The sequence below is a fragment of the Leucothrix pacifica genome (genome assembly GCF_003172875.1).
Taxonomy (GTDB): Bacteria; Pseudomonadota; Gammaproteobacteria; order Thiotrichales; family Thiotrichaceae; genus Leucothrix; species Leucothrix pacifica.
The window spans coordinates 1-24134 of the sequence record NZ_QGKM01000020.1 but is presented as its reverse complement, the minus strand read 5'-3'; the positions used below and the strand labels follow the sequence as shown (position 1 = coordinate 24134).

The following is a 24134-nucleotide window of genomic DNA, read 5'->3' as shown; positions in this document are numbered from 1 at the left end:
TACTGCGTAACATCAGTTACCTAAGCCGCCCATTCCACGTTCTGCCATTGCGTCGCGTAGGTAGTACATTGGACCACCAGAAACAACACCAGAAGGTAAAACGGCACGATACTTAACACCAAGCGTACACTCTACAAACTTTGAGGCCATACCCAGAAGACCCACAACGATCATCCAGAATGTTGCCCCAGGGCCACCAATTGCCAGTGCAACACCCACACCTGCAATGTTACCCAGACCAACTGTACCTGATAATGCAGTCGTCAGGGCTTGAAAGTGAGAAACCTCACCATCATGTTTAGAGTTAGGGTCAGTGAATTTGCCGCGTACGATGTCAATCGCCATTTTGAACTTACTCAGCTGTACGAAGCCAAAGTAAAGTGTGAAAATGAGTGCTGCGATGAAAAGCCAGCCAACGATCAGAGGGAATGCAGTGCCAGCCATTGGGACACTGGTGAAGATGGCGCTTGCGAACCACCCGAGGTAGTCGTTAAAGAAAGTATCAACGCTAACACTAATAGCACTGATGGTTGCACCAAAACCTGATGCTTCTTCAGCCCAAAGGCTGGTGGTACTAAGCAATGCAATAATCATAATTATTGCTTTACCGAAGTTTGATTTCATCGTAAATCCTCTAGAGAATAGAGCATACAGCAGGCTTTATCTCACCTGATACATACCCTGTAGTGAAATGGGCGGGGCTGCCCAAACGCGAAAATAACATGTAGAGCTAATTCGGCATTGTACTCCTGCAGCGATAGGTGTTTATTCTTAATTTCGACTAAAAACAGGTAAAAATACTGTTTTTGAGTGAATCGATAGGATAAAGGCCGGAAATAACTCGCCAAGCTTAATTTTTATAGATAATAAGTATAAGCAAAAGCGACTAATTTAAATGCCTTCGCATACACACCCACAGAAATACTTGTTAGGCATCTGTTGAATTTCTGCTGTGCCTGCCTTACGACTTCGTTATACCATCCGCCTTTTAAGCACAGACGAGTTCACGTTCATGTTGAAGTCAAATATTCTCCTACTGATCACTGCCGCCATCTGGGGCTCCGCATTTGTCGCGCAGCGGGTGGGAATGGATTATATCGGCCCGTTTACCTACAGCGGTATCAGGTTCTTAATTGGTGGCTTAGCGCTAATCCCGATCGCTATGTGGATTAAGCACTGGCAAGCCAAGCAATTAGCCAAAGGCGTCGTCAGAAATCATGAACCCAAAGAAGGTGGTGCGGGTTTGATACGCGCCAGTCTGATTTGTGGAGTTGTCTTATTTGCCGGAGTGACCTTGCAGCAAGTCGCCATGGTATATACCACTGCCGGTAAGGGGGGCTTTATCACCAGTTTGTATATCGTGTTGGTGCCGATTATGGGTCTGGCTTTTAAGCAGCGGGCCGGGGCAGGTGTTTGGTTGGGTGCGTTTATCGCACTGGTTGGTTTGTATCTGCTGAGTATCAAGTCAGACTTCACGCTCTCCTACGGTGACTTTCTCATGCTGATCGGCGCGTTTTTCTGGGCAGCACATGTTTTAGTCATTGGCTGGGTCGCACCGAAATATGATCCCGTTGTGCTGTCAATCCTGCAATTCCTGATCTGTGGCGTACTCAGTATGGGTGGCGCAGTGATCTATGAAACCATCGTTTGGGCAGACGTCATGTTGGCCATGGACTCCATTTTATATGCCGCATTAATGTCCACTGGCGTTGCCTATACCTTGCAAGTAGTCGCCCAGCAAAATGCCAAAGCCTCACACGCCGCCATCATATTAAGTAGTGAAGCCATGTTTGCCGTCTTGGCTGGTTGGTTGATTCTGGATGAAGTGTTAACCGTTCGCGGGTTATGGGGCTGCGCCTTTATTATGACGGGTATGCTGATTTCTCAGTTATTACCAGAACTGCGCCTGAGACGTCTGACTAATAATGTCAGTTAGGGCGGACTTTCAAATCATTGCGCATAGTTCGTGCTTATGCTATTTCTATGGCACGAATATTTTCATAAATATATTTATTTACATAAAGATTCCTTATCAAGACTCTAGAGGTGGTTCATGAAGCGATTAATTCCAACACTGGCGATTGCTGGTTTGATGTGCACAAACGCACTGGCAAATGATATTTCTCCAGCTGTTGTTTATGACAAAGCAGGAAAGAATGATAAGTCTTTTAACGAAGCGGTTTACAACGGTATTCTGAAGTTCACCAAAGACACTGATATCAAAGTTCGTGAAGTAGAGCCAACTAACGAAGCACAGGTTTCTCAGGGTTTGAGCAAGCTAGCCAAGCGTAAGTCCAGCCCAATCGTTGCGGTAGGTTTCTCAATGGCTAACGCGCTGGAAGCAGCAGCTAAAGAATTCCCTGAAACAAAGTTCACCATTATCGACATGGTCGTAGAGCAGCCAAATGTTCAGTCAGTGGTATTTGCTGAACACGAGGGATCTTTCTTAGTGGGTGCATTGGCAGCGATGAAGTCTGAGAGTGCTAAAGTCGGCTTTATCGGTGGAATGGATATCCCACTGATTCGTAAGTTCGCTTGTGGTTACGAGCAGGGTGCGAAGTATCAAAATGCGAGTGTCGAAGTCATGTCAAACATGATCGGTTCGACCGGTGCAGCCTTTAACAACCCAAGTAAGGGTGGTGAGTTGGCGAAGAGCCAGTTCGACAAAGGCGCTGATGTGGTATTCGCAGCAGCAGGTGGCTCAGGTACTGGTGTATATCAGGCAGCGAAAGACGGCGGCAAATATGCAATCGGTGTGGACAGCAACCAAAACCACCTACAGCCAGGCACTATGCTGACTTCAATGGTTAAGCGTGTGGGTGATGCTGCGTATTCATCATTCATGGATGCAAAGAACGGTGAGTGGGAAGCATCGGTTAAAGTGATGGATCTTAAAGCCGGTGGTGTTGACTGGGCATTGGATGAGCACAACCGTGACCTGATCACGCCAGCAATGGAAAAGCGCATGGGTGAGTTGAAAGCGTTGATTGCTTCTGGTTACATCAAAGTTCATGACTACATGAGCGACAATACCTGCACATACTAATTTAGCGTATGGTATTCGCTTGCGTTCATACAAGTGAAGCAGCTCATCCCCGTGAGCACGGATTCGGGTGAGCTAGTAACATATAAAGGTGGTCAGACAAATGTCTCGCCACCTTTTTTATGGTTGTCTATTGAGTGAAATAAAGGTCCCTATGCAGTCAGGCATGGCAATAAAACTCACCGATGTGAGTAAGCGGTTTGGTGCGGTTCGCGCTAATGACAAAGTCTCGCTTTCGGTGGAAGCCGGAACTATTCACGGCATCGTTGGTGAGAATGGCGCGGGTAAATCAACCTTAATGAGTATTTTGTACGGCTTCTATCAATACGATAGTGGCACGACAGAAGTCTTTGGTAAAGATCACTACTTCAATAATTCACGTGAAGCGCTGGCAGCGGGAATCGGCATGGTGCATCAGCACTTTATGCTGGTTGACCCGTTTACGGTACTTGAGAATGTGATGCTCGGAAATGAGGGCGGCAAGCTACTCAAAGAGGGCCGGGAACAAGCCCGGACAGAGCTGACGCGATTGGCTGATGAGTATGGCTTGTCGGTTGATGTGAATGCACGGGTGTCCAGCTTGTCAGTGGGGCATCAACAGCGAGTTGAAATCCTCAAAGCCTTATACCGTGGGGCTAAAATCCTGATTTTGGATGAGCCAACCGGCGTACTGACTCCGCAGGAAACCACTGAGTTATTCCGCATTCTCAACGCACTGAAAGACCAGGGTGTGACCATTATCCTGATTACCCACAAGCTGCAGGAAATCATGGCGATCACTGATAATGTATCCGTGATGCGCGCTGGTAAAATGGTTGCCCACCGCAAAACGTCAGAGACCTCCAAAGAGGATATTGCTGAGTTGATGGTCGGCCGTAAAGTCCTGCTGCAAGTCGATAAAGATGAATCCGTTACCGGCAAGCCACTAATTAGTGTGAAAAACCTCACGGTCAAAGATGCACAAGGCATTGAACGGGTGAAAAACGTCAGTTTCGATGTGAAGGCGGGTGAAGTCGTCGGTATTGCCGGGGTATCTGGTAATGGCCAGAGCGAATTGCTGGAAGCCTTGTCCGGCATCACAAAAATCGACGAAGGCAGTATCGAGATTAACGGCTCATTACTGACTCGCAAGCAGCCCATCAGCCCATCAAAAATGCGTGATATAGGACTGGCGCATGTGCCCGAAGATCGTCATCGCATGGGGATGGTAAATAGCTTTGCAGCCTATGAATCCTCCGCGCTGGGCTATCACAATGACGAGGCTTATAACGGGCGATTCCTGATGAGTCGTCAGAAAGTAAAAGAGTACTGCGGCAAACTCATGGATGCCTTCGATGTACGTCCGCGTGATCCCAACTTAAAATCCGCCAACTTCTCCGGCGGTAATCAACAAAAACTCATATTGGCGCGTGAAATAGAGCGCAATCCGGATATTTTATTAGTCGGTCAACCGACTCGTGGGGTGGATATCGGGGCGATTGAGTTTATCCATAAACGAATTATAGAAATGCGCGATGCCGGCAAAGCCGTACTGCTGGTGTCCGTTGAATTAGAAGAAATTATCTCAGTGAGTGATCGCGTGTTAGTAATGTGTGACGGGTATATCAGCGGGGAAGTATCCGCCGCAGAAGCTGATGAAAAAACCTTGGGCTTAATGATGACAAATACAGACGCAGCAGCGAATTTGGAAGAGGTGGTCTCATGAGTCAGGGAAGTCATGAAATGCCATTTTGGATGGACGCCATTCTGCTGCCATTCCTGAATATTGTCACCGCCTTCGCTGCCACTGCTGTGATCTTTTTAGCCATTGGCGTTGATCCGGTAGAAGCCACGCAGATTCTCCTGTTCGGTGCTTTTGGTTATGAGGAAGGGATTGGTTATACCTTATTCTTCACCACCAACTTTATCTTTACCGGCTTAGCCGTGGCCGTGGCGTTTCATGCCGGATTATTCAATATCGGAGGTGAAGGTCAGGCGTATATCGGGGGGCTAGGAGCGGGGATGCTTTGCCTGTTCCTCGGGCAGTGGCTACCCGGCTTATTAGTCATTCCATTGGCGATTGTAGCGGCTGCATTGTTCGGTGCGGCATGGGCTTATATTCCGGCCTACCTGCAGGCTTATCGCGGTAGTCATATCGTTATCACCACCATCATGTTCAACTTTTTAGCGTCCTCACTCATGGTTTATCTGATGGTGGATGTGCTGAAAGAAGACGGTCAGCAGTCACCCCAAAGTGCCGAGTTTGCCGAGTCATCCTGGCTGTATTCCATGCATGATTTTCTGGCGATATTTGGTGTTGAGATTGAAGCTTCACCACTTAATTTATCCATCTTTTTAGCGCTGCTGGCGGCGGTGTTTGTGTGGATATTTATCTGGCATACCCGCTGGGGATATGAGATTCGTACCATCGGTTCTAATGCAACGGCAGGCGTTTATGCCGGGATTAAACCCGCGCGAGTTATCGTGTTGAGCATGTGCATTTCTGGTGCACTGGCCGGCATGGTTGGTGTGAATGAAGTGATGGGTGTGCATCACCGTTTGATGTTGGATTTCCACGTGGGTTACGGCTTTGCCGGTATTGCTGTGGCGCTGATGGGACGCAACCATCCTGTCGGCATTATTCTCGCGGCATTGCTGTTTGGCGTGTTGTATCAAGGTGGTGCCGAGTTGGCCTTTGAAATGTCAAATATCAACCGTGATATCGTGGTGGTGATGCAAGGTCTGGTGATCTTGTTTAGTGGAGCACTGGAATTTATGTACCGACCCTGGTTAATGCGAATGTATCTGGCGATTAGCGGACGTGGTGACAAGCAGGAGGTTGCGGCATGAATGATTGGTTCACGATATTTATTCTGACATTAGATGCCACCATGCGGGTATCTACACCGTTAATACTGGCTGCACTGGCAGGCTTGTTCTCTGAGCGCTCCGGGGTGGTTGATATTAGCCTGGAAGGTAAAATGCTGGCAGGTGCGTTTGCCGCAGCTGCAGTTGCCTCCATCGCCGGATCAGCCTGGATTGGTTTATTGGCCGCGATTGCGGTATCGATTGTACTGGCACTGCTACACGGATTCGCCTGTATAACCCATCGGGGAAATCAGGTGGTCAGCGGGGTGGCGATTAATATATTGGCCGCCGGTCTGACAATGGTCTTGGGTCTGCATTGGTTTAAGCAGGGCGGTCAAACGCCTCGTCTGGACAATGAAGCGCGCTTTCTGTCTTTAGATTTACCCGGCGCGCAAGCCGTCGCTGACGTGCCTTATCTGGGGAAAATCTACGAAGAGCTCATTAGCGGCCACAATATTTTGGTGTATGTTGCCTTTCTGATGGTGCCATTTACCTATTGGGTGGTTTACAAAACACGCTTCGGTTTGCGCTTGCGTGCCGTGGGTGAAAACCCCAATGCGGTAGATACTGCCGGTATCTCGGTCGTTAAAATTCGCTATCTGGCAGTGATCTGTACGGGTATCTTATGCGGCATCGCCGGTGCGTATATCTCTACGGCGCACAACGCCCAATTCGTACGAGATATGACCGCAGGGCAGGGCTTTATCGCCTTGGCCGCGTTGATTTTCGGTAAGTGGCGACCCTTCCAAGTGCTGTTTGCTTGCCTGTTATTTGGCTTCTTAGATGCCCTGGCAGTTCGTCTCCAGGGTGTGTCCTTGCCGGGCATTGGTGAAATTCCTGTGCAGTTTATTGAGGCGCTGCCTTACTTGCTCACCGTGATTTTACTGGCTGGTTTCATCGGTAAAGCGGTCGCGCCAAAAGCCAGCGGCATTCCATACGTAAAAGAACGCTAAACAGGAGTTAATCACGCAGATTGATTAATCAATGAACCTGATTTAAATAAGCGACCACGTAGTAACTGTAATTGAGCGGTGATCTAAGTTCTTGATCACCGCGTATAAAAAATACAGGAGCTTGCTATGTCGTTCAACTTAGTGGATTTGGTAAAGAACCAAATTAGTGGTCAGGTTTTAGGTCAGATTAGTAACGCCGTTGGTGAAAATACCGACGCGACAAAATCCGTTATTGACAGTGCAGTTCCTGCGTTGCTGGGCGGTCTTATGGATAAGGCATCAAGCGACGAAGGTGCATCTGCACTGTTCGACACCATCAAAAATCAGGATGACAGCATTCTGGATAACTTGTCTGGTGTGATTGCCAGCAAGAGTGGTGGTTCATTAGTTGAAAGCGGCAGCGACGCACTAAGTTCTTTATTTGGCGGCAGTGCCGTATCAGGTCTGTTGGGTGCAGTTTCTGGTGCCAGTGGCGCAAGTGCGGACAGCACAAGTAAAATCATGGGTATGGTTGCCCCGATGGCAATGAGTACCGTGAAACGCTTTATGGCAGGTGGCGGTGAAATGGATAAAGCCGGCCTTGCCAGCATGTTAATGGGTCAGAAAGACAATATCGCAGGCGCAATGCCAAGCGGTTTAGCTGATCAGTTAGGGTCTAGTGGTTTATTCAGTAATGTAAGCAATCTTATTGGCGGTGGCGCAGTCGCTGCTGCGGGCGCTGGTTTAGCCGGCGCGGCAGGCTCTGCATTTGATAAGGCAGGCGCTTCGGTAGCCGATGCAGCTGACACAGTTGGTGGTGCAGTTGATAAAGCTGGCGATATGGCTGGCGACGCGGTTGACGGTGTAACAGGTGCAGTCAGTGGTGCAGCGGATAGTGTAACTGGTGCAGTAAGTAATGCTGCAGATGGTGCTGCGAACTTAGCTGGCTCAGCTACAGATGCAGTCAGTGATGCAGCAGGTAGTGCTAAAGACGCAGCAGCAAGTGCCGTTGATTCACTAGGTGACGCAGCTGAGGGCAGCGGCTCATGGATCAAAAAATTAATCCCAATTGCAGTGTTGGCAGCTGCAGCATTCCTCGCACTTAAATTCTTCGGTGGAAACACGGAAGCGCCTGATGTCAGCGGTGAAGCACCAGCGGCGGCAGCGACAAGCATGATGGCAGGTGGTGGCGATGTCACCGAGCAACTCAAAGGCATGTTTAGCTCAGCGCAGACTAGTCTGGGTAGCATCACGGATGTTGAATCAGCAAAAGAAGCACTGCCTAAACTGGAAGATTTCAGCGGTAAATTAGATGGCATCACCGCTATGGCTGACAAACTGCCCGATGCCGCAAAGCCAATGTTTAACACGGTGGTACAGGGTGGCATGGGCCAACTTACCCCAATGCTGGACAAAGTAATGGCAATTCCTGGTGTTGGCGCAGTCCTTGGCGGTGTTATTGAGCCACTGAAAGAAAAACTAGCAGCGTTAGGTGGATAATCACCCCGTTGCAAAACGAATACTAAAAACAATAATGGCTTGTAGCTAAAACTAAAATAAAAAATGTTGTGCCGGATTACTTTGTAGTCCGGCCTTTTTTATGTCTGTAATAAAAACCATTCGCAGACTCCGGCATCATCTACAAATGTATCATTAAACTCCAACCCATAATCGGATACTCAAGGGATTTAGCTGGTTCTTAATAGTCCGCGACCACTCGTCGTGAGCAGCTTTCCACTGAGGATAAATCTCATGGAGCTACGACGCGCGAGTCATTCATAGTGTTATTAACTATGAATGGAGTCATAACCATGAAAACACTACCTACAAAACTTATTCCTACATTGGCTATCTTGTTGCCACTCAGCGCAATCGCCGACAACTCCGACACCGGCAGCTGGGGCAATGTGATCCCGATGGAAATCGTACCCGTTGCAGTAGCCAATCTTCCGGATGGCAATGTATTAACCTGGTCAGCCAAAGACCGACTTGCCTTCGGTGGCAACGAAGGGCGCACTTACACGTCAATCTTTGACCCCTACAATGAAACCTCATCCACCGTACTAGTCAGTAATACACAGCACGACATGTTCTGCCCGGGCATCAATAACTTACCGGACGGGCGAGTGCTGGTCGCGGGTGGTTCGGGTAATGACAAAACCAGTATTTACAATCCGGCAACCGGTAACTGGGAAACCGGCGAAGCCATGAATACCGTGCGCGGTTACCAAGGCCAGGTCACGATGGGTGATGGCTCAGTCTTTACCGTCGGCGGCTCTTGGAGCGGACCAATAGGCGGCAAAAATGCTGAAGTCTGGACACAGGCATCCGGCTGGATTGCCTATCCGGAAATTACCTCCGACGCCACCGTGCGTGATGGCTCCGAAGTCGAACCACAAGGTGAATACCGCGATGACAACCATGCCTGGTTGTGGGCTGCGCCAAATGGCAAAGTATTCCACGCTGGCCCCAGTAATAAAATGCACTGGATTGACCCCGATGGCGCCAATAAAGTCACCAGCGCCGGAACACGCGGTACAGACACTTATGCCATGAACGGCACCACCGTCATGTATGACGTCGGTAAAATTCTCAAAGTAGGTGGCGCTCAGGCCTACGGTGGCGGATATGCAGGTTCCAACAGAACCTTCATTATCGATATCAATAACGATACTCCGGCAGTCGAAGAAGTGCAGGGCTTATCACAGGCACGTACCTTACATAACTCTGTCGTGTTACCCAGCGGTGAAGTACTGGTCATTGGCGGAATGGAAAGCACGATTTTGTTCTCTGATGTCGGCTCAGTGCTAGTGCCAGAGTTATGGAACCCTGTCACCAAAACATGGAGCCAGCTCTCCGCGATGGCAGTGCCGCGCAACTACCACAGTACAGCGATTTTACTGGCTGACGGACGTGTATTCGCCGGTGGTGGTGGCTTGTGTAACACCTGTAACACCAATCACCCCGATGCTGAAATCTTCTCGCCTCCTTACTTATTTGTTGATGGCACAGACACACTGGCAACGCGCCCTGTGATTAACTCAGCACCGGCCAGCGCAAACTACGGCTACTACATCAACGTCACAACCAACCAAGACATCGCCTCCATGGCCTTAGTACGCGCAAGCTCCGCCACGCACAGTGTGAATAACGAGCAGCGCCGTATACCACTGAGTTTTGACGTAAACAGTGCAAGAAACTACTCCGTAAAAATGCCAAGCCGCAACGAAGCCCCTCCGGGTAACTACATGTTATTCGTGATGAACAGCGATGGCACACCGAGTATCTCTAAAACAGTCAAACTAGGCACCACAGACATTACCCCTGTGATTGCAGACGGTGAATACTGGATGGAATCTCCCGGCAGTGGCCAACGTTTGGCCGCACCAGACTGGAATAACTACCAATCACGCATGGTGAACAGCGGCGAGTGGAATGATCAAGTCTGGAATATCAAACATTTAGGCAGCCGCATTTACACCGTGCAAAACAAACACACCGGTCGCTATCTGGAAGTGCAAAACTCCAACTGTGCCAACCTGAGTGTGATTTCAGGATCAACAACAGCAAACGCTCAGAACCAACAATGGGTGATCACCCGCAGTGGCGATAACTTCAACTTCCGACCCCTGCACTGTAAAACGCAAGCGCTGGACCGTGAGCAAAATGCGACAAACGCCAACGCTATTACTTGGCCGTTTATACCTAACCACGCACCGCAACTATGGAATGTCATCGCCACAACCGTTAGCGCACCGTTCCCGGTTGGGGTTGATGACACCGCCAGTACGTCAATCGACACGGCAATCACTATCGACGTTCTCGCGAATGACACGGGCGCAGGGCTGACTATCGCCAGTAGTAATCCGTGGTCGCTTAGAGGTGGCGTCGTCTCCATTAATGCTAATCAAATCAACTACACACCAAAGTCCGGCTTCACGGGTGAAGACAATATTTGGTATGTGTTCAGAGACAGTCAGGGACGTGAGAACAGCGCCAAAGTCACCATTACCGTCTCGGGTGGAAGCGCAGCGTACCCGCAAGGTAATCCGGATAATGTAGCCACCACCGTCAACACTGCCATCACGATTGATGTGCTCAGCAATGACACCGGTGCTGGCTTGACTATCAACTCAACCAACCCGTGGTCACTCAATGGCGGTCAAGTCGCCATCGTGGATAACAAACTTAACTACACGCCGAAGTCTGGTTATGTCGGTGAAGATAAGATTTGGTATGTATTGAGCGACTCACTCGGCCGACTCAACAGTAGCGTGGTCACCATTACCATCACAGGCGATGCGCCTTATCCTGTTGCCGTTGCCGACTCTGTCAGCACTGCAGCTAACACCGCAATCGTGATTGATGTCTTACAAAATGATATCGGTGTGGGACTGACCATTCCTGAGGTGAACCAATGGTCTGTGAATGGCGCAAGAATCGCCATTGAAAACAACAAACTAAACTACACTCCGCGCACGGGTTACACCGGCACGGATAGTTTTTGGTACGTAATCAGCGACAGCCAAGGCAGAACCAACGCCATCCAAGTGTATGTAACAGTTGGTGGCTAATGTTAGCGCCGTCTAAGTCTTAAAGCTTAGGCGGCGTTAAGGCCTCTTTAGCCAACTTGATCCACGCCTTATAACGCGAACGATAATGCTTATCTGACAGCTTGGCGTTTTTCAGAATCTTCTCGAAAAGCGCCTCCGCTTCATCATCCCGATCTAAACCTTCCAGAATCTTCGCATAACGATACGTTGCTTCCGGGCCGGGGAAGGTCTCATCCAACACCTCGAACTCTTTCAGTGCTAAATCAATTTCATTGAGCTTGACCAGATTCTTGGCATACAACAAATGCGCATCGACATTTTTAAAATCAGGATTCAGCTTGATCAGCGTATCCAGCGTGTGTCGAACCTGCTCATACTCTTCCAGACCATATTCTGCCTGCGCACGACCATACATCAGGTGCGGGTCATCCTCATGAATACCGGATAAACACTTATCATAAAGCGCCTTGGCTTCCTGAAACTGCTCCTTCGCCAAATGCTCAGCCGCGAGGCGGGATGAATTCTCAACCGTGTCCGCCATTTCAAAGTCATTACTGGCACGCTTTAAGTCGCGGTTCGGGCTAATCAGATCATTAACCGCTTTTCTGGCCTTCCAGCCGGTACGGGTTCCTAACAGATCCGGCAGTATTTCGATAAAGAAATAAGCCGCCGCACCAGCACCGGGCAACATCATCACCACCCAAATCCAAGTGGTATTTCGGCCTGTTTTCATTATGTGAATAACGAAAGCAATCTGAACGATGACGCTAAGAATAAAAAATGGCATAGAACACTCTGTTGATAATTACTCAAACAGAGTGGAAGATATCACAAGTCTGTCACTAACCTAAGCACATGAGCTGACTGTAATGTATCGTTTAGCATTGCTGCTCGATGCACTGAAACAACTTCTCCTCCTCGATGTCCATATGTGATTTTTGCAGAGCAATAAACTCATCCAGCGTAGACTTCAGCGTTTCTTTATCAATGATGTGCTCGCCGTGCGCCACATTATCGATCATATCCTGAAACTCAACAGTCGCCGTCGGCATAGAGTCATGCTGCTCCATGATCGTCAGTAAACGTGCCAGATTAACATGATCCTGATGAAGTTCAGACATGAACTTATGCATGAGTATTCTCCTTGGGTCGGGTAAGTTTTAAGCGGTAATACACATCATGTTAAGAGTGACTGGCGGGAGATACCTTAATCTAGATCAAGAAACCGGGATATGCAGAAAAAAAAGGCAGCCCATAAGAGCTGCCCAAGTTAACTAGTTCTAGAGTTCTTGCTGCGGAGTATTAGCTAGCGTTGTACTGACCGCCGTGCTTGTGACCACGCTTACCGCCGCGCTTGCCACCTTTACCCTGACGGTTTTCCTGCATTTCTGCCAGCTTAGTGCGCTGCTCTTCAGTCAACACTGACTCGAACTGCTGGCGAGCTGCCGAACGAAGGATGAACTGTGCACGGTCAAGGTTCGCCTTCTTGTCTGCCAGTGCTGCAACCTGACTGTCGTAGTCTGCGCTAGTAGAATCCAAAGCCTTCATTTCAGTACGCAGTGCCTGCATTTGCTCACGAATTCCGCCGTGTTGAGACTGCTGCGCTTCACGCATCGTCTTCAGTTGCGCTTGTTGATCTTCAGTCAGACCCAGCTCCTTCGCCATGCGACCCATCATCATGCCACCGCGCTTTCCACCACGTTTGCTGTGCTTGCCGCCGTGTTTACCGTTTTCGTGTTTTGCGTAGCCTTTACCGTTCTGAGTTGCATTGTCATCCGCGTGAACTGCCGCTGCGCCTAAACCTAAAGTGCTTGCTAAAAGTGTTACTAAAATTGCGTTTTTCATTGTTTAATCCTGTGTGTTTAAATTTAAAGTTTCGACTCGTTGTTCGTCGATGGGAGAATTATGCAATGAGTAAATGTTAGTTTGGGTAAGGGGGACGTAAAGGTACTGTAAACGCCCAAAATCCGATTTTTTAAGCAAAGAGCATGACGCTCAAAATGGATAAAAATTAAGAATAACAAAGTGGCAAGCCTGCTTAGGTGGTCTACACTAGGTGTAAAAAATCAGCAAATCACCTGACTCTATACTTACATAGTGGTGTTCCAATGAAAACTATCCTGCCAGCCCTGTTCGTCTTTCTCTCATCAAGTATTGCCCATGCCGACATACCCAAGGCCTGTAGCACACTGGAAGGCGCTGATCTCAGTCTCAATACAGATTCATCCATCGTCTCCTCATCCAATATCGCCTTTAGTAGCGACCGCCAGAAGATAGCGATTTACCAAGTCTCAGATGCAAAGCAACAAGCAACGTTCAAACTATTCGACAGCAACACCGGCAAGCTGCTGCAGCAACAAACCCTAAACCACTACGAAGAGCGCAGCCGTCAAACACGACTAGGCTTTTCACCGCAAGACCGCATTGTCTATTTGCAAGGTATGAGCTATTCCACTAAGCGCAGTGCGGACTATGGCGCCATCCCGTTTTGGAATCTGGCGAATAATCAGATCGTCTTCTCTCCTTGCAGTACCGCCATGGGTGTGAGTGACATGCAGTTCAGTGACGATGAAACCGTCGCGTTTAGCAGCACGGTTGATTCATTCAGTAGCCTTTGTAGTACGCAGGAGGAAAAAGCACTGGCGTTGATCGGTCAAAGCGGAAGCTACCAATTTAACCCCACTACAAAACATCTCTACGCCAACGACGTTGAAACCAACCCCGACACCTACCAGTCACTGGTCAAGCGCTTGGGTGAAGACATCAAACACGTCTCCCTATACCAATCGCCTGTTGCTGCACACCCTTATGATAGAGACTCGCGCAATACCTTTGCCTCCTTACAGCTGGGCACTGCGCCAAACCACCGCCAGTTGATTGCTAAAAGCGAAGGTGATCGCCTGACCTTGAGTTACTGGGATCACGCGGTACAGCAGAACCCACCTAAAAAAATCTATCAGCAAGTCTTCACCATCGCTGAGCTAGGCCGTGGCGCGATCAGTGTGCCGTATCATCACAGCCAATTAAGTCCGGACGAAAAGCAGCTGGCCTTCATTAGCAAAACCGGCGTCTTATTGGTCTTCGATGTTGAAAGTGGCAAACTGCGCTGGAAGAAAAACCTACCCATCGCAGCCACTGGCAAAGACAGCCCACGCTATAACCTAGAGGAGAGTCTGATCGTCGTACACGGAGAGCCAGCCTCTGCGTTGGTGATCAAAAAAGACAACCCCAAAACACTCTATTTATACGACTGGCAAACCGGAAAACAACGTGAATTAGTGATACCGGACGCTTACAACCTGACTTATCAACAGTACGGCCAGCACCTCGTATTTGAAGCGATGCAGCCCGATGCGCAATCACTATTACTAGTCAACTGGGAAACCGGGCAGCAGCAAGTCATCACACTGCCAGAGGGATTCCGCTACTTTGCGCATGAACAGTTTTACATCGCCAACAAGCAACAACTGGTGCTAAAGAATATCGACACAGCCGACAGCATTATTGCGCTTAACCTCAACACTGGAAAATACCAAAGCCTGAAAGCGCCATACCCTGATGAGCGTTACTACTCCTCTGAATACATTCGTCTGGGCGACAAGCACTACCGCCTGCTCGACATCACCACGCCCACTGATAACGGGGAGGCGCAAACCAGCATTCAACTGTATGACGTGGCAACCAAGCAAACTCAAACGCTACTGACTGCGGATGTGGTTCTGTATGCGGAGTTGATTGAGCGGGAGGCCGAGACGCCGGAATATCATACGGTGGCTTATGATAGGGAGGATGGGCAGACTGTGTTTTGTCGGTGGTCGTTGGGCAGACAGCAGAATTAGCGACTGCCCTAAATGATACCAGAGGCGGCTATTTTGGTTTGTAGCTGCTTTGAAAGACTTCCTTGATGTGCCAGTTGGTAAATTCTTTATTCGGCCAGAAGTCTTTATTTCTGGGAAGTCGAATCGGCTTCTCATGGAACTGGTAGACCCAATCTTCAGAACCCGAGCTGCCATGAACTTTGCTGGACACGATGATGTTTCGGTTGTTGTCGATTGCAATTGCACCTCTGTCTAATAACTTGTGATGCAGAGAGCAAAGTGCCAAGCCATTCATTTCGACATCCGGCCCTTTTGCTTGAAACCATTTGATATGAGCAGCCTCCAAGGCGACGGGTGAGTTTTCTAAAAATATGCTGAAGTCGCAAATTGCACACTTGTAATTATAGGCTTCGAGAATGCGCTTTCTAAATCCAGGGTCACGTTTAGGTCTGTTTTCGTTACTGGTTTCTGCTGCTAAACCTGCTTCAAAATCCAAGCCAACCTCATCAATAATGTCTTGATGCAAGGTGTTTGGGAAATGGATGGATAATATTTCTTGAGCAAGTGAACGTGTCAGCTCCTTGTTTTGTTTTAACAGCTCAAATGTTTCTTTGGTAAATCCAGCCTCGACATTGTTATCACGCAGGAATTTTTTGCTCGCACTACCAGATGCTGTTAATACTCCTTGAGGCTTGGGAATTTCCCAAAAGCCGTCGCTTGTGAGATGCCAGAACGGTAATTGAGGTGTATTTTTAGCACTCACAGGGCCAAAATTTGAGAGTAGTTCTACCAGTTGTTTTTCTATATCACTGTATCCGACTAATCGAGGCTTGCCTTGCTGAAATCTGGCCAAGCTCAGAAGAATAAGCAGCGGCTTATGTGGGGAGCGTTTATCCCCACTCTTGCAGACATTAATCTTTGATACTTTTTCGATTAATTGCTTTTCGTCCATGAGTACAGGTGTCGGTAATTAATGGTGATTTATTGTACCACGGTAGTTTCAGTCATTTCGTAATGAATTCGCGTGCTATATTGTTGTTCATACCATAGTTCCTTGACTCTGGTGAATTTCAAGCAGTTTCTACTATCTTCGGGTTCTCAAAAAACAGCTTCTCAGTTTCACAGCTTTCACACTTTTCAAAGAACTGATTCCCAGACTTTCTGATCTTCGGTTTACATGTTTTGTGGGCACAGCTTAGCTTGATTGCTGTATTCCCTTGGCAGCTTGAACATTTGAAGTAGTAACCATAACGGCCATAAACCACGGATACATTCAGACTATTGCATTTAGAACACAAATGTTGTTGTTTCTGCTCGCTCTGGAAAGTCTCGGTTTCTTTTTTAATAATCTCTGGCTGAGCAACTTCCTTTGGCGGCAGTTCTGACAAACCAAACTTTGCAAGATAGTCGATAGTGATTGGTTTGTGTGCTTCTTTGAGTATCTGGCCAACGTTTTCTAATGTTTTGCGGGAAACAATCCTGCTAGCGCTAACTAATGTGTCCTTTGCACTCAGTGAATTCACCATAGACATGATAGTGTTTTTGAGTGCATCACTCTTAATGACTTGGCTGGTATCAAACTTCTCAGGGCGATCAATACGAGCATTATTAGATACCAATACAAAGCACTTTGCTGTTGGAATCAGCCTCATACCCAAGCGCTTTGGCATATCGCTCTGCTTGAAAAAGTCATTCAATACTACGCTATGACGCTCGTTTTGAGCGATAGGTGAGGGCATGCCTTCAAAGGTTTTGTTGTAGTTATTCCAACGCAGAAACTCACCTAGCTCATTGATCTTAATACCAGAGTTAAAGTGTTTTGTTTCAAGCACGTAAGCATCCAGTGTTCGGTCTAATATGATGTGATCAATCTGAGCTATACGTCCGTTAACCTCCAACCTAAGGTCATGCAATACTATATAGTTTTTACTATTCTTAAAGTGAAAGTCGATTTCGTATGCTGCTTCTTTTTCCCCCTTGATGCCAGCTCTCATCGCATAAAGTTCACTAGTAATAGTTTTCTTTTGCTGAAGCGTTAGGTCTGGCCGTTCAAGAAGGTTTTGTAGAGTATCTAACGATGCTTGTTTGCAATCTGCTGATTTGAGTAACATTTGGGGGAACCTTATTTTTATTGGGTTTAGGTCATTAATTTACCGATTTTCAGCGGAATGTGAAGATTTTGGTGATTAGTGGTTTATTTTTCTTAGTATCAAATTTAATTGGAGCAGGCGTTAGTATTAGCCGTTATTGGCAGGAAGCATGGGCTTTTTTCTCATGCTTCCTGATACAAGTGCTTAAGCCGCTTTAACCTTCCTACGACGAACAAACAGCGGTTGAATCAAACGCCGATAGGCCAGTGCCAATCCGGTGTAAACCATAAAGCAGGCTGCGAGAGATGCCAGTCCGGCAATGGTTTGTCCGATGATTCCCAGTGATTCTCCGGTATGTAAATAGCGGATGTATATACGCGTCTGCACGCCCGGTGTGCGGTCAGAAAACGTGGATACCCTGCTGATCGTGCCGTCGTTGGCATTCAGCGTTAGCTGGGTTTGCTTGGTTGGTTCGCCACCGGTACCGGTGTCTACGGTCGCTTCGATGGTTTGCGCGCCTGCAGCTGGCAGGGTGATGCTGACTTTCTCCCAGTCAACCGAGTAGGCTTTTGCCGAGTCCAGTACGTTTTGCATGGATACGGTGGTGTCGGTTTGCTGTGCTGCTGCGTTTTTGCCGCCTTTACCTGCCTGATTGTTGTTACCCGGTGGGCCACGTCGCGTCGGTGCTTCTTCGCCATAGACCTGAAAGACGAGTTTATTGGCCCAGGAGTAGGAGAACACGACGGCGGTGGTGACGATGAAGAATAGGGGTATGACCATCCAGATTCCCATTACGTTGTGCCAGTTGTAGTCACGGGCTTTGGCGTTGGGGAGTTTGCGGCGAAACAGTAGTTTGGATTTTACGATGTTCCAGCGCCAGAGTTTGGGTAGCCAGATGTAGATGCCGCTGATGATGATAAACAGGAATAGCAGATTGGCTGCGCCGGTGAGGCTTTTGCCGGTATTGCGGGACTCGCCAGTAAATGCCAGCCAGCGATGAAAGTCGGTGATGACGCTGAAGAATTGTCTGACACCGCTTGCGCCCGGGCCTAGTGATTCACCGGTATAGGGGTCGATGAGTAGCTGTTGGCGGCGACTGATTTTAGCGACTACGGGTGTGTTTGGTGTGTCTGAAAAGACCAGTGATACGCCGGGTTTGTTGTCGGTGAGTTGTTTTACCGATTCACTGAGTTGGTCGAGTGTGAGCGGTGTGGCTCCAGCTGCTGGCTCGACGTAGTAGTTGCGGTCTGCCATGTCGATGATTTGTCGTTCGTAGGTGAGCAGTACGCCTGTGACGGACATGGTGAAGATGAGTAGGCCTGCTATGACGCCAGCGATTAAATGTGCCCAGAATATGATTCGTTTAAAGCTCATGGTGACTCTCGGGTTGGGGTGTTGAGATGTGTTTAGAAGCTTAAAGTATCCTCTTGATGGCTTTATTGGTGTAGTGGGGTGATTGTAAAATTTGTGTAAATGGTGGAGTGATTGAGCCGTCGATTACAATAAAAGTATGCTACAGTTAACATTAATTGATTTATTGTTGTTTTCAGTATGCAAAATTCACAAGCAGCTCTATCTATATCTACGGTTAATGTCTTGCGTGTATTTGGCGAGATGATTCAGGTTGCCCGTCGGGAACGGCGAATGTCTCAGCAGTCGTTGGCAGAGCGTATTGGAGTTAGTCGTCAAACAGTCAGCGCGATTGAGAAGGGTGACAGTAAAGTGTCTGTCGGGGCTGTTTTTGAGGCAGCAACCGTTGTGGGAGTTCCATTACTGGCAGAGAGTAAGAAAGATTTGCAGCAGCTGTCTACGGTGGTTTCAGGGCTTGCCAGTTTGTTGCCGGAGCGTACGCATAATCGAAAGGTTGAGATAGATGATGATTTCTGAAGTGACTCAGGCTGAGCAGGCTTATGTGTGGGTTTGGCTTCCCGGTGCAACGGAGCCTGTGGTCGCAGGTCGGATCCACAAGCAAGGGAATTTGCATCATTTTACTTATGGTCGTCGTTATCGCGAGCGGGATGATGCCATTGCTTTTTCGCCGTTTGAGCTTCCCTTGCAGTCAGGAACATTTCAGCCGGAGGGTTTGAATACGCTTCATTCCTGTTTGCGGGATGCCGCTCCTGATGCGTGGGGTCGCCGTGTGGTTGGCTACCGGTTTCCGGGTTTTAATCCGGATGAGTTGGACTACCTGTTATTGTCGGGTAGTGACCGTATTGGTGCGTTAGATTTTCAGCTTAGCAGTACTGAGTACGTGCCTAGAAGTGTTGAGCAGACGGAGCTACAGGGTTTGCTGCAGGCAGCTGATATGGTTGATCAGCGTATGCCGCTACCTGCGGATCTTGATATTGCGTTATTGCATGGTACTAGTGTGGGTGGGGCTCGGCCTAAAGCACTCATTAGTGATGAGGGGCGTGCTTATATTGCTAAGTTTAGTTCCTCAACGGATAGCTACGATATTGTGAAAGCGGAATACGTTGCCATGCAACTTGCAGTTAAAGTGGGATTGCGTGTTGCGAGTACTCGCTTAGTTTCTGTAGTTGGTAAGGATGTGTTATTGGTTGAGCGGTTTGATCGTTCGGGCAATGCGGGGGGAGTTCAACGTCGTATGCTGCTCAGCGGTTTAAGCTTGCTGGGTTTGAATGAGATGGAGGCTCGTTATGCTAGCTATCATGATTTGGCTGATCTCATTCGAAGTGCATTTGTTGAACCGACTCAGGAGTTACATGAATTATATGCGCGCTTGGTCTTTAATATTTTGATTGGTAATACGGATGATCATGCACGTAATCACTCTGCATTTTGGAATGGTCGCGATTTATCTTTGACGCCTGCGTATGATCTTTGCCCGCAGATGCGCAGTGGTCGGGAGGCTGGCCAAGCTATGCAAATTGGCGGTGTACAAGGCAATTTATCCACACTGGCGAATGTGCTTTCTGCTTGTAGCATATTTATGTTGTCTGAGTCTGAGGCGCGCGAATTGATAGAGCATCAGATTGCGGTTGTGGAGGACTCTTGGATGGAGACTTGCGACTTGGCAGGCTTGGGAATTGTGGAGCGGGAGCGTCTGTGGGGAGCTGCAATATTTAATCCATTTTGCTTTGAGGGGTGGCGTTAGTTGAGGGTTTTGCCGGTGAGTACTGAGGCATCGGTGGCCGGAGCTCACATCTCTATTAAGCGGCAGAATAGAAAAAGGCAGCCCAAAAGAGCTGCCTAAAACTTACAAGGAGGAGAGGTTGAAACTAGTTTGGGAATTATCCCGCGTTGCGGTGACCACCACGCTTACCGCCTTTACCCTTACGGTTTTCCTGCATTTCTTTCAGCTTAGCGCGCTGCTCTTCGGTCAATACTGACTCAAACTGCTGGCGAGCTGCGGAACGTTGAATGAACTGCTGACGGTCAAGGTTTGCTTTCTTGTCAGCCAATGCTGCTACCTGACTGTCGTAGTCTGCGCTAGTTGAATCAAGTGCTTTCATTTCAGTACGTAGCGACTTCATTTGCTCACGAAGTCCTTCGCTTTGAGTCTTCTGCGCTTCACGCATCGTCTCTAGTTGCGCTTGTTGATCTTCAGTCAGATCCAGCTGCTTCACCATGCGACCCATCATTTTGCCACCGCCGCGCTTACCACCACGTTTGCCAGCGTGCTTGCCGCCATGTTTACCGTTTTCGTGTTTCGCGTAGCCTTTGCCGTTTTCTGACGCAGTGTTGTCTGCGTGAACTGCTGCTGCGCCTAGACCTAAAGTGCTTGCTAAAAGTGTAACTAAGATTGCGTTTTTCATTTTTTAATTCTCGTTTGATTTAAGTTGTGACGTGTTGTTCGTCGATGGGAGAATTATGCAATGGGTAAATGTTAGTTTGGGTAAGGGGAGGGTAAAGGTCGTGTAAACGAGTGTATGGAGTTGTTAAGTGGGCGGTGGAGCTAGCTTTCCATAAAAAATAACTCGTCATCCTTCCAAAAAGTCACCAGTGTAATGAGTCGGCTTTCGTCCTGATAACGCTCGGGATGCAGGTCAAGTCGTTGGTATAGTCCATGACTTGGGCTGTCACCTTCCTCATCCATAATCCTGCGTAACGCTAGCCAAAGCTGATAAAAGCGTTCTTCCACTTCAATTTGCTGGCCTTCACAAAAGGCGTTGTGGTGGAAGAAATCAATCTGCGCCAACCGAGCCAATACTGACCAAATCGCCTGTTGTGGATGTTGCTCGCCATACTCCAACAGAAAGCCGGGAAAGTGCGCGGCATATAGGGTGAACAAGGGCTGATCTGGCGGTGATTCTTTGAGGTATTGGGCGCAGATAAACCGATAACCTTGTTCGCCGAGATAAGCGTGTGCCACGGGGAAGTGAGCTTGTAAGTGTTGCGCGACGCCGCCGTGTAAATTGCGTTGGTAAATTCCGAGCGCGACGTCTTTGGGTATGCGTACACTGCAGCGCCAGCCGTCAAGTTGGTCAGGGGCGTTTCCGGCGTAGATATTTGCGGACATATCTTGCTGCTCCGAGGCCAGAGGAGTGTTTGGGTGTTTATCCATGGACTGTCTCCAGCAAGGTTTGTCGTTCGCGTTCCAGTTCGTCGAAAGATGGTAAGTTGTTGTCTCGCTCAATAATGGTCGGAATCTCACCATAGGCCGCGTAGGTGGTTTTGAGTAAATCGCATACGCCTGCGGGGACTTGCTCGCCATGTGTGTCTACCCAGTAGCCGTTAGCGGAGCGATGGTCAGAGTGAAATTTGGAGCCAGCAACATGAATTTGCATAATGCCATCGGCAGGGATGTACCGCATCAAAGTGTCTAGCTCGGTACTAGGCTCAAGGTCAAAGTTGCGTGCATTCGTCCATAGATTATTCAGGTCTAACAACATTTTGCAGTCAGTCCTTTTTATCAGCTCTGCGGTGAATTCCCATTCGCCCATTTCATCGTTTTGAAAGCGTTGGTAGTAGCTGATGTTTTCCAGTACCAGAGGGCGTTTGAGGTGTTGTTGAACGTGGTGAATACGCGGGCAAAGGTAGTCCAGCATGTCATGGGTAAAGGCGAAGGGGAGTAGGTCGAAATGCTGTCGTTGACCCGCTGCAGACCAGCAAAGGTGGTCGGATAACCATGCCGCTTCGGTGTGTTGGTAAACGCTGGCGAGGGCGCGTAAGTAGTCGGTATCCAGCGGGTCTGGCCCTGCGATATTTAAGCCCACCGCGTGCAGTGCAATGGGGTAGTGCTCGCGCAGTTTTTCAATGACGGGTTGGCGGCCACTGGACAGGAGGAGGTCATCGGCGATTAGCTCAAACCAGGGTGTGTCAGGTTTGTCGCGCAGGATGACCGGCGCATGCTGGAATCGGAAACCAAGCCCGATTCCAGCCGGAAGCAATTCCGTCACTTACTTAACGACCTGCTTAACCTGAAACTCGGTTTTGGTCAGTGAAACCGCGCCGTCTTTACCTTTCATCATGAAGTGGCCGTTTTCATGTTCCGCGCACTCTTGTAATGAGGTGTAGATCCACTCGTTCATGCTGTAGTCTTCTGATTTTGGACTCAAACCTGCGCAGTCGTGTGAGCCATCCAGTGCGCCACAGTCGTTCTCGCCACCCTTGGCTGCACCGACACATTTTACGACGAATTGACCTGCTTCATACGCGCTCACCTGAGAGCCTTCATCGCCTGACTTTGAGATGGTTTTGACGTCTGCTGCCTGTGCACTGACCGCAACTAAAGATAATAATCCAGCCGTTAGTACTTGCTTCGAACTCATAAACTCTCTTCCTATTCGTTAAGTTAAAATTATTTATTTGAATCTGACGTAGAGTGGAAAACACGCATCGTCGGAAGGTTGACGAGTGGGGGGAGGGTTTGATTGCATTTATTTTGGGTTATTTCATCTACACAAAGTTTGAGACTAATGGCCGTGAAGCTTTTTGAGATGAAGCTATCGGTTGCTAGGTGATAAGGTAATTCAGTTTGCTTTGTTTCAGGATGAGCAGGGAAGTTAACTAAGCTTGTTATTAGTGGTGTCGAAAATATAGCTTTTTATGGAGTAATAAACTTATCTACAGGTAACTGAAAATAATGTGCAAATCCCTTAGCCTGATTTAGGTTGATCTCTCGTTTCCCATTCAAAATATCACTAATGACACTTTGTGGGGCGATGTCTTTGAAGTCGCTTTGCTTGAGATTTTTAATATCCATTAAGCCTCTTAAGCGCTCAGGAACAGAGATCTCGGGCATTTCCATATTGTTTTCAAATTCTTCAATGCGGTCAGCAATAGCGTTAGCAAAGACGAGCACGATATCATTTTCATGCTTTGCCATATCCATCATTGAGTCCATGACTTCGGCACGTTCAAGTACTTCGTCTTCAGACTCAATCGGTGCTGAGGTGTATCGCATAAGCGTAGCAATGCTAGTGGAATATTCTGTAACCACAGAGCTTAACGCTGACAGTAAATTACCAAAGTCTTGGCTTTCATCAAGTTTAATCATGTGTGTTTACCTCTTTAGCTTGCCTTGGTGAATGTTTTGCTTACACCATTTATCATATTCTGCGTGAGAAAAAATCCCTCGGATGAATATTATATTGCCGTTGATTTTAGCTAGTAGACGACAATCATTGCCATGAATATCAAAGATATAAAGGTCGTAGACTGTGCCGTAGTCACCATCTTCATTTTTCAGTCTTTTACCGGAAATTCTATCCGTATTCCAGCCAGAAGCTTGTTGCCAAGCGTCCTTAATATCTTTGTAGGAGCGAACATCTAGCTCCCGATTGTTGAATGTACTGATCCAGAGATCCATGCCAATTTTCCATTGCGGATACTCGATCATGGCTTGTTTTATTCTGGTTATAGTTATAACTGAGTTATGATTGAAAGTA

23 protein-coding genes are annotated in these 24134 nt (G+C 48.2%); 10 read left to right on the top strand and 13 right to left on the bottom strand.

From position 1 onward, the window contains the following. Positions 1–12 precede the first annotated feature (12 nt). A complete protein-coding gene (locus DKW60_RS09175; RefSeq protein ID WP_109837358.1) occupies positions 13–624 on the bottom strand; it encodes an alanine:cation symporter family protein in 612 nt (203 codons plus the stop codon). A 388-nt stretch (positions 625–1012) separates the two neighbouring features. On the opposite strand from DKW60_RS09175, the gene DKW60_RS09170 reads away from it, so the two are divergent. The 7 genes from DKW60_RS09170 (at position 1013) to DKW60_RS09140 (ending at position 11396) form a co-directional block, all read left to right on the top strand. Next, complete coding sequence (locus tag DKW60_RS09170) at positions 1013–1936, top strand: DMT family transporter (RefSeq protein WP_109837357.1); 924 nt, start codon at positions 1013–1015, stop codon at positions 1934–1936. A gap of 117 nt (positions 1937–2053) precedes the next feature. Further along, positions 2054–3046, top strand: coding sequence for a BMP family lipoprotein (locus DKW60_RS09165; RefSeq protein WP_109837356.1), 993 nt, complete (start codon positions 2054–2056; stop codon positions 3044–3046). Between the two features lie 163 nt (positions 3047–3209). Further along, positions 3210–4748, top strand: a complete 1539-nt coding sequence (locus tag DKW60_RS09160) for an ABC transporter ATP-binding protein (protein WP_245929660.1) — start codon at positions 3210–3212, stop codon at positions 4746–4748. Beyond that, the gene (locus tag DKW60_RS09155; RefSeq protein ID WP_109837355.1) at positions 4745–5872 is read left to right on the top strand and encodes an ABC transporter permease; all 1128 of its coding nucleotides are present in this window, start codon (positions 4745–4747) and stop codon (positions 5870–5872) included. The genes DKW60_RS09160 and DKW60_RS09155 overlap by 4 nt, the downstream gene beginning before the upstream one ends. After that, a complete protein-coding gene (locus DKW60_RS09150) occupies positions 5869–6843 on the top strand; it encodes an ABC transporter permease (protein WP_109837354.1) in 975 nt (324 codons plus the stop codon). The genes DKW60_RS09155 and DKW60_RS09150 overlap by 4 nt, the downstream gene beginning before the upstream one ends. A 126-nt stretch (positions 6844–6969) precedes the next feature. After that, the gene (locus tag DKW60_RS09145) at positions 6970–8322 is read left to right on the top strand and encodes a DUF937 domain-containing protein (protein ID WP_109837353.1); all 1353 of its coding nucleotides are present in this window, start codon (positions 6970–6972) and stop codon (positions 8320–8322) included. A 311-nt stretch (positions 8323–8633) separates the two neighbouring features. After that, the gene (locus DKW60_RS09140; protein ID WP_181389639.1) at positions 8634–11396 is read left to right on the top strand and encodes an Ig-like domain-containing protein; all 2763 of its coding nucleotides are present in this window, start codon (positions 8634–8636) and stop codon (positions 11394–11396) included. Positions 11397–11415: 19 nt separating this feature from the next. Here the strand turns inward: DKW60_RS09140 and DKW60_RS09135 are convergent, their stop codons facing one another. The 3 genes from DKW60_RS09135 to DKW60_RS09125 all read right to left on the bottom strand — a co-directional run bounded on the left by DKW60_RS09135 (position 11416) and on the right by DKW60_RS09125 (position 13220). Next, on the bottom strand, positions 11416–12162 hold the full coding sequence (locus DKW60_RS09135; RefSeq protein ID WP_109837351.1) for a tetratricopeptide repeat protein: 747 nt from the start codon (positions 12160–12162) through the stop codon (positions 11416–11418). 91 nt (positions 12163–12253) lie between these two features. Beyond that, entirely contained in the window at positions 12254–12508 is a 255-nt protein-coding gene (locus DKW60_RS09130; protein WP_109837350.1) for a hypothetical protein, read from the bottom strand. 169 nt (positions 12509–12677) lie between these two features. Then, entirely contained in the window at positions 12678–13220 is a 543-nt protein-coding gene (locus DKW60_RS09125) for a Spy/CpxP family protein refolding chaperone (protein WP_109837349.1), read from the bottom strand. Positions 13221–13483: 263 nt separating this feature from the next. On the opposite strand from DKW60_RS09125, the gene DKW60_RS09120 reads away from it, so the two are divergent. Next, positions 13484–15214 carry a WD40 repeat domain-containing protein gene (locus DKW60_RS09120; protein WP_109837348.1) on the top strand — a complete coding sequence of 577 codons (1731 nt, stop codon included), beginning with the start codon at positions 13484–13486 and terminating at the stop codon, positions 15212–15214. 28 nt (positions 15215–15242) lie between these two features. Here DKW60_RS09120 and DKW60_RS09115 read toward each other — a convergent pair whose 3' ends face one another. The 3 genes from DKW60_RS09115 to DKW60_RS09105 all read right to left on the bottom strand — a co-directional run bounded on the left by DKW60_RS09115 (position 15243) and on the right by DKW60_RS09105 (position 18657). Further along, the gene (locus tag DKW60_RS09115; protein WP_109837347.1) at positions 15243–16145 is read right to left on the bottom strand and encodes a phosphorothioated DNA-binding restriction endonuclease; all 903 of its coding nucleotides are present in this window, start codon (positions 16143–16145) and stop codon (positions 15243–15245) included. A gap of 118 nt (positions 16146–16263) precedes the next feature. Continuing rightward, positions 16264–17304: a nuclease-related domain-containing protein gene (locus tag DKW60_RS09110; protein ID WP_109837346.1), complete on the bottom strand. Its 1041-nt coding sequence runs from the start codon at positions 17302–17304 to the stop codon at positions 16264–16266. Positions 17305–17487: 183 nt separating this feature from the next. Next, positions 17488–18657, bottom strand: a complete 1170-nt coding sequence (locus tag DKW60_RS09105; RefSeq protein WP_109837345.1) for a PepSY-associated TM helix domain-containing protein — start codon at positions 18655–18657, stop codon at positions 17488–17490. Between the two features lie 177 nt (positions 18658–18834). Between DKW60_RS09105 and DKW60_RS09100 the strand changes: the two genes are divergently transcribed. After that, positions 18835–19170 carry a helix-turn-helix transcriptional regulator gene (locus DKW60_RS09100; protein WP_109837344.1) on the top strand — a complete coding sequence of 112 codons (336 nt, stop codon included), beginning with the start codon at positions 18835–18837 and terminating at the stop codon, positions 19168–19170. Next, positions 19157–20398 (top strand): type II toxin-antitoxin system HipA family toxin, encoded by a 1242-nt coding sequence (locus tag DKW60_RS09095; RefSeq protein WP_245929659.1) that lies wholly within the window; start codon positions 19157–19159, stop codon positions 20396–20398. Before DKW60_RS09100 ends, DKW60_RS09095 begins: the two co-directional genes overlap by 14 nt. A 136-nt stretch (positions 20399–20534) precedes the next feature. On the opposite strand, the gene DKW60_RS09090 is transcribed toward DKW60_RS09095, so the two are convergent. The 6 genes from DKW60_RS09090 to DKW60_RS09065 all read right to left on the bottom strand — a co-directional run. Further along, positions 20535–21059 carry a Spy/CpxP family protein refolding chaperone gene (locus DKW60_RS09090; protein ID WP_109837342.1) on the bottom strand — a complete coding sequence of 175 codons (525 nt, stop codon included), beginning with the start codon at positions 21057–21059 and terminating at the stop codon, positions 20535–20537. Between the two features lie 140 nt (positions 21060–21199). Next, positions 21200–21808 (bottom strand): HvfC/BufC N-terminal domain-containing protein, encoded by a 609-nt coding sequence (locus DKW60_RS09085; protein WP_181389637.1) that lies wholly within the window; start codon positions 21806–21808, stop codon positions 21200–21202. After that, positions 21801–22643: an MbnB/TglH/ChrH family RiPP precursor modification enzyme gene (locus DKW60_RS09080; protein ID WP_109837340.1), complete on the bottom strand. Its 843-nt coding sequence runs from the start codon at positions 22641–22643 to the stop codon at positions 21801–21803. The genes DKW60_RS09085 and DKW60_RS09080 overlap by 8 nt, the downstream gene beginning before the upstream one ends. Beyond that, positions 22644–23015, bottom strand: coding sequence for a BufA1 family periplasmic bufferin-type metallophore (bufA1, locus tag DKW60_RS09075; RefSeq protein ID WP_109837339.1), 372 nt, complete (start codon positions 23013–23015; stop codon positions 22644–22646). A gap of 275 nt (positions 23016–23290) precedes the next feature. Next, entirely contained in the window at positions 23291–23743 is a 453-nt protein-coding gene (locus tag DKW60_RS09070) for a helix-turn-helix domain-containing protein (RefSeq protein WP_109837338.1), read from the bottom strand. 6 nt (positions 23744–23749) lie between these two features. Beyond that, a partial coding sequence (locus DKW60_RS09065) for a type II toxin-antitoxin system HigB family toxin (protein ID WP_219988693.1) occupies positions 23750–24134 on the bottom strand: 385 nt, incomplete at its 5' end.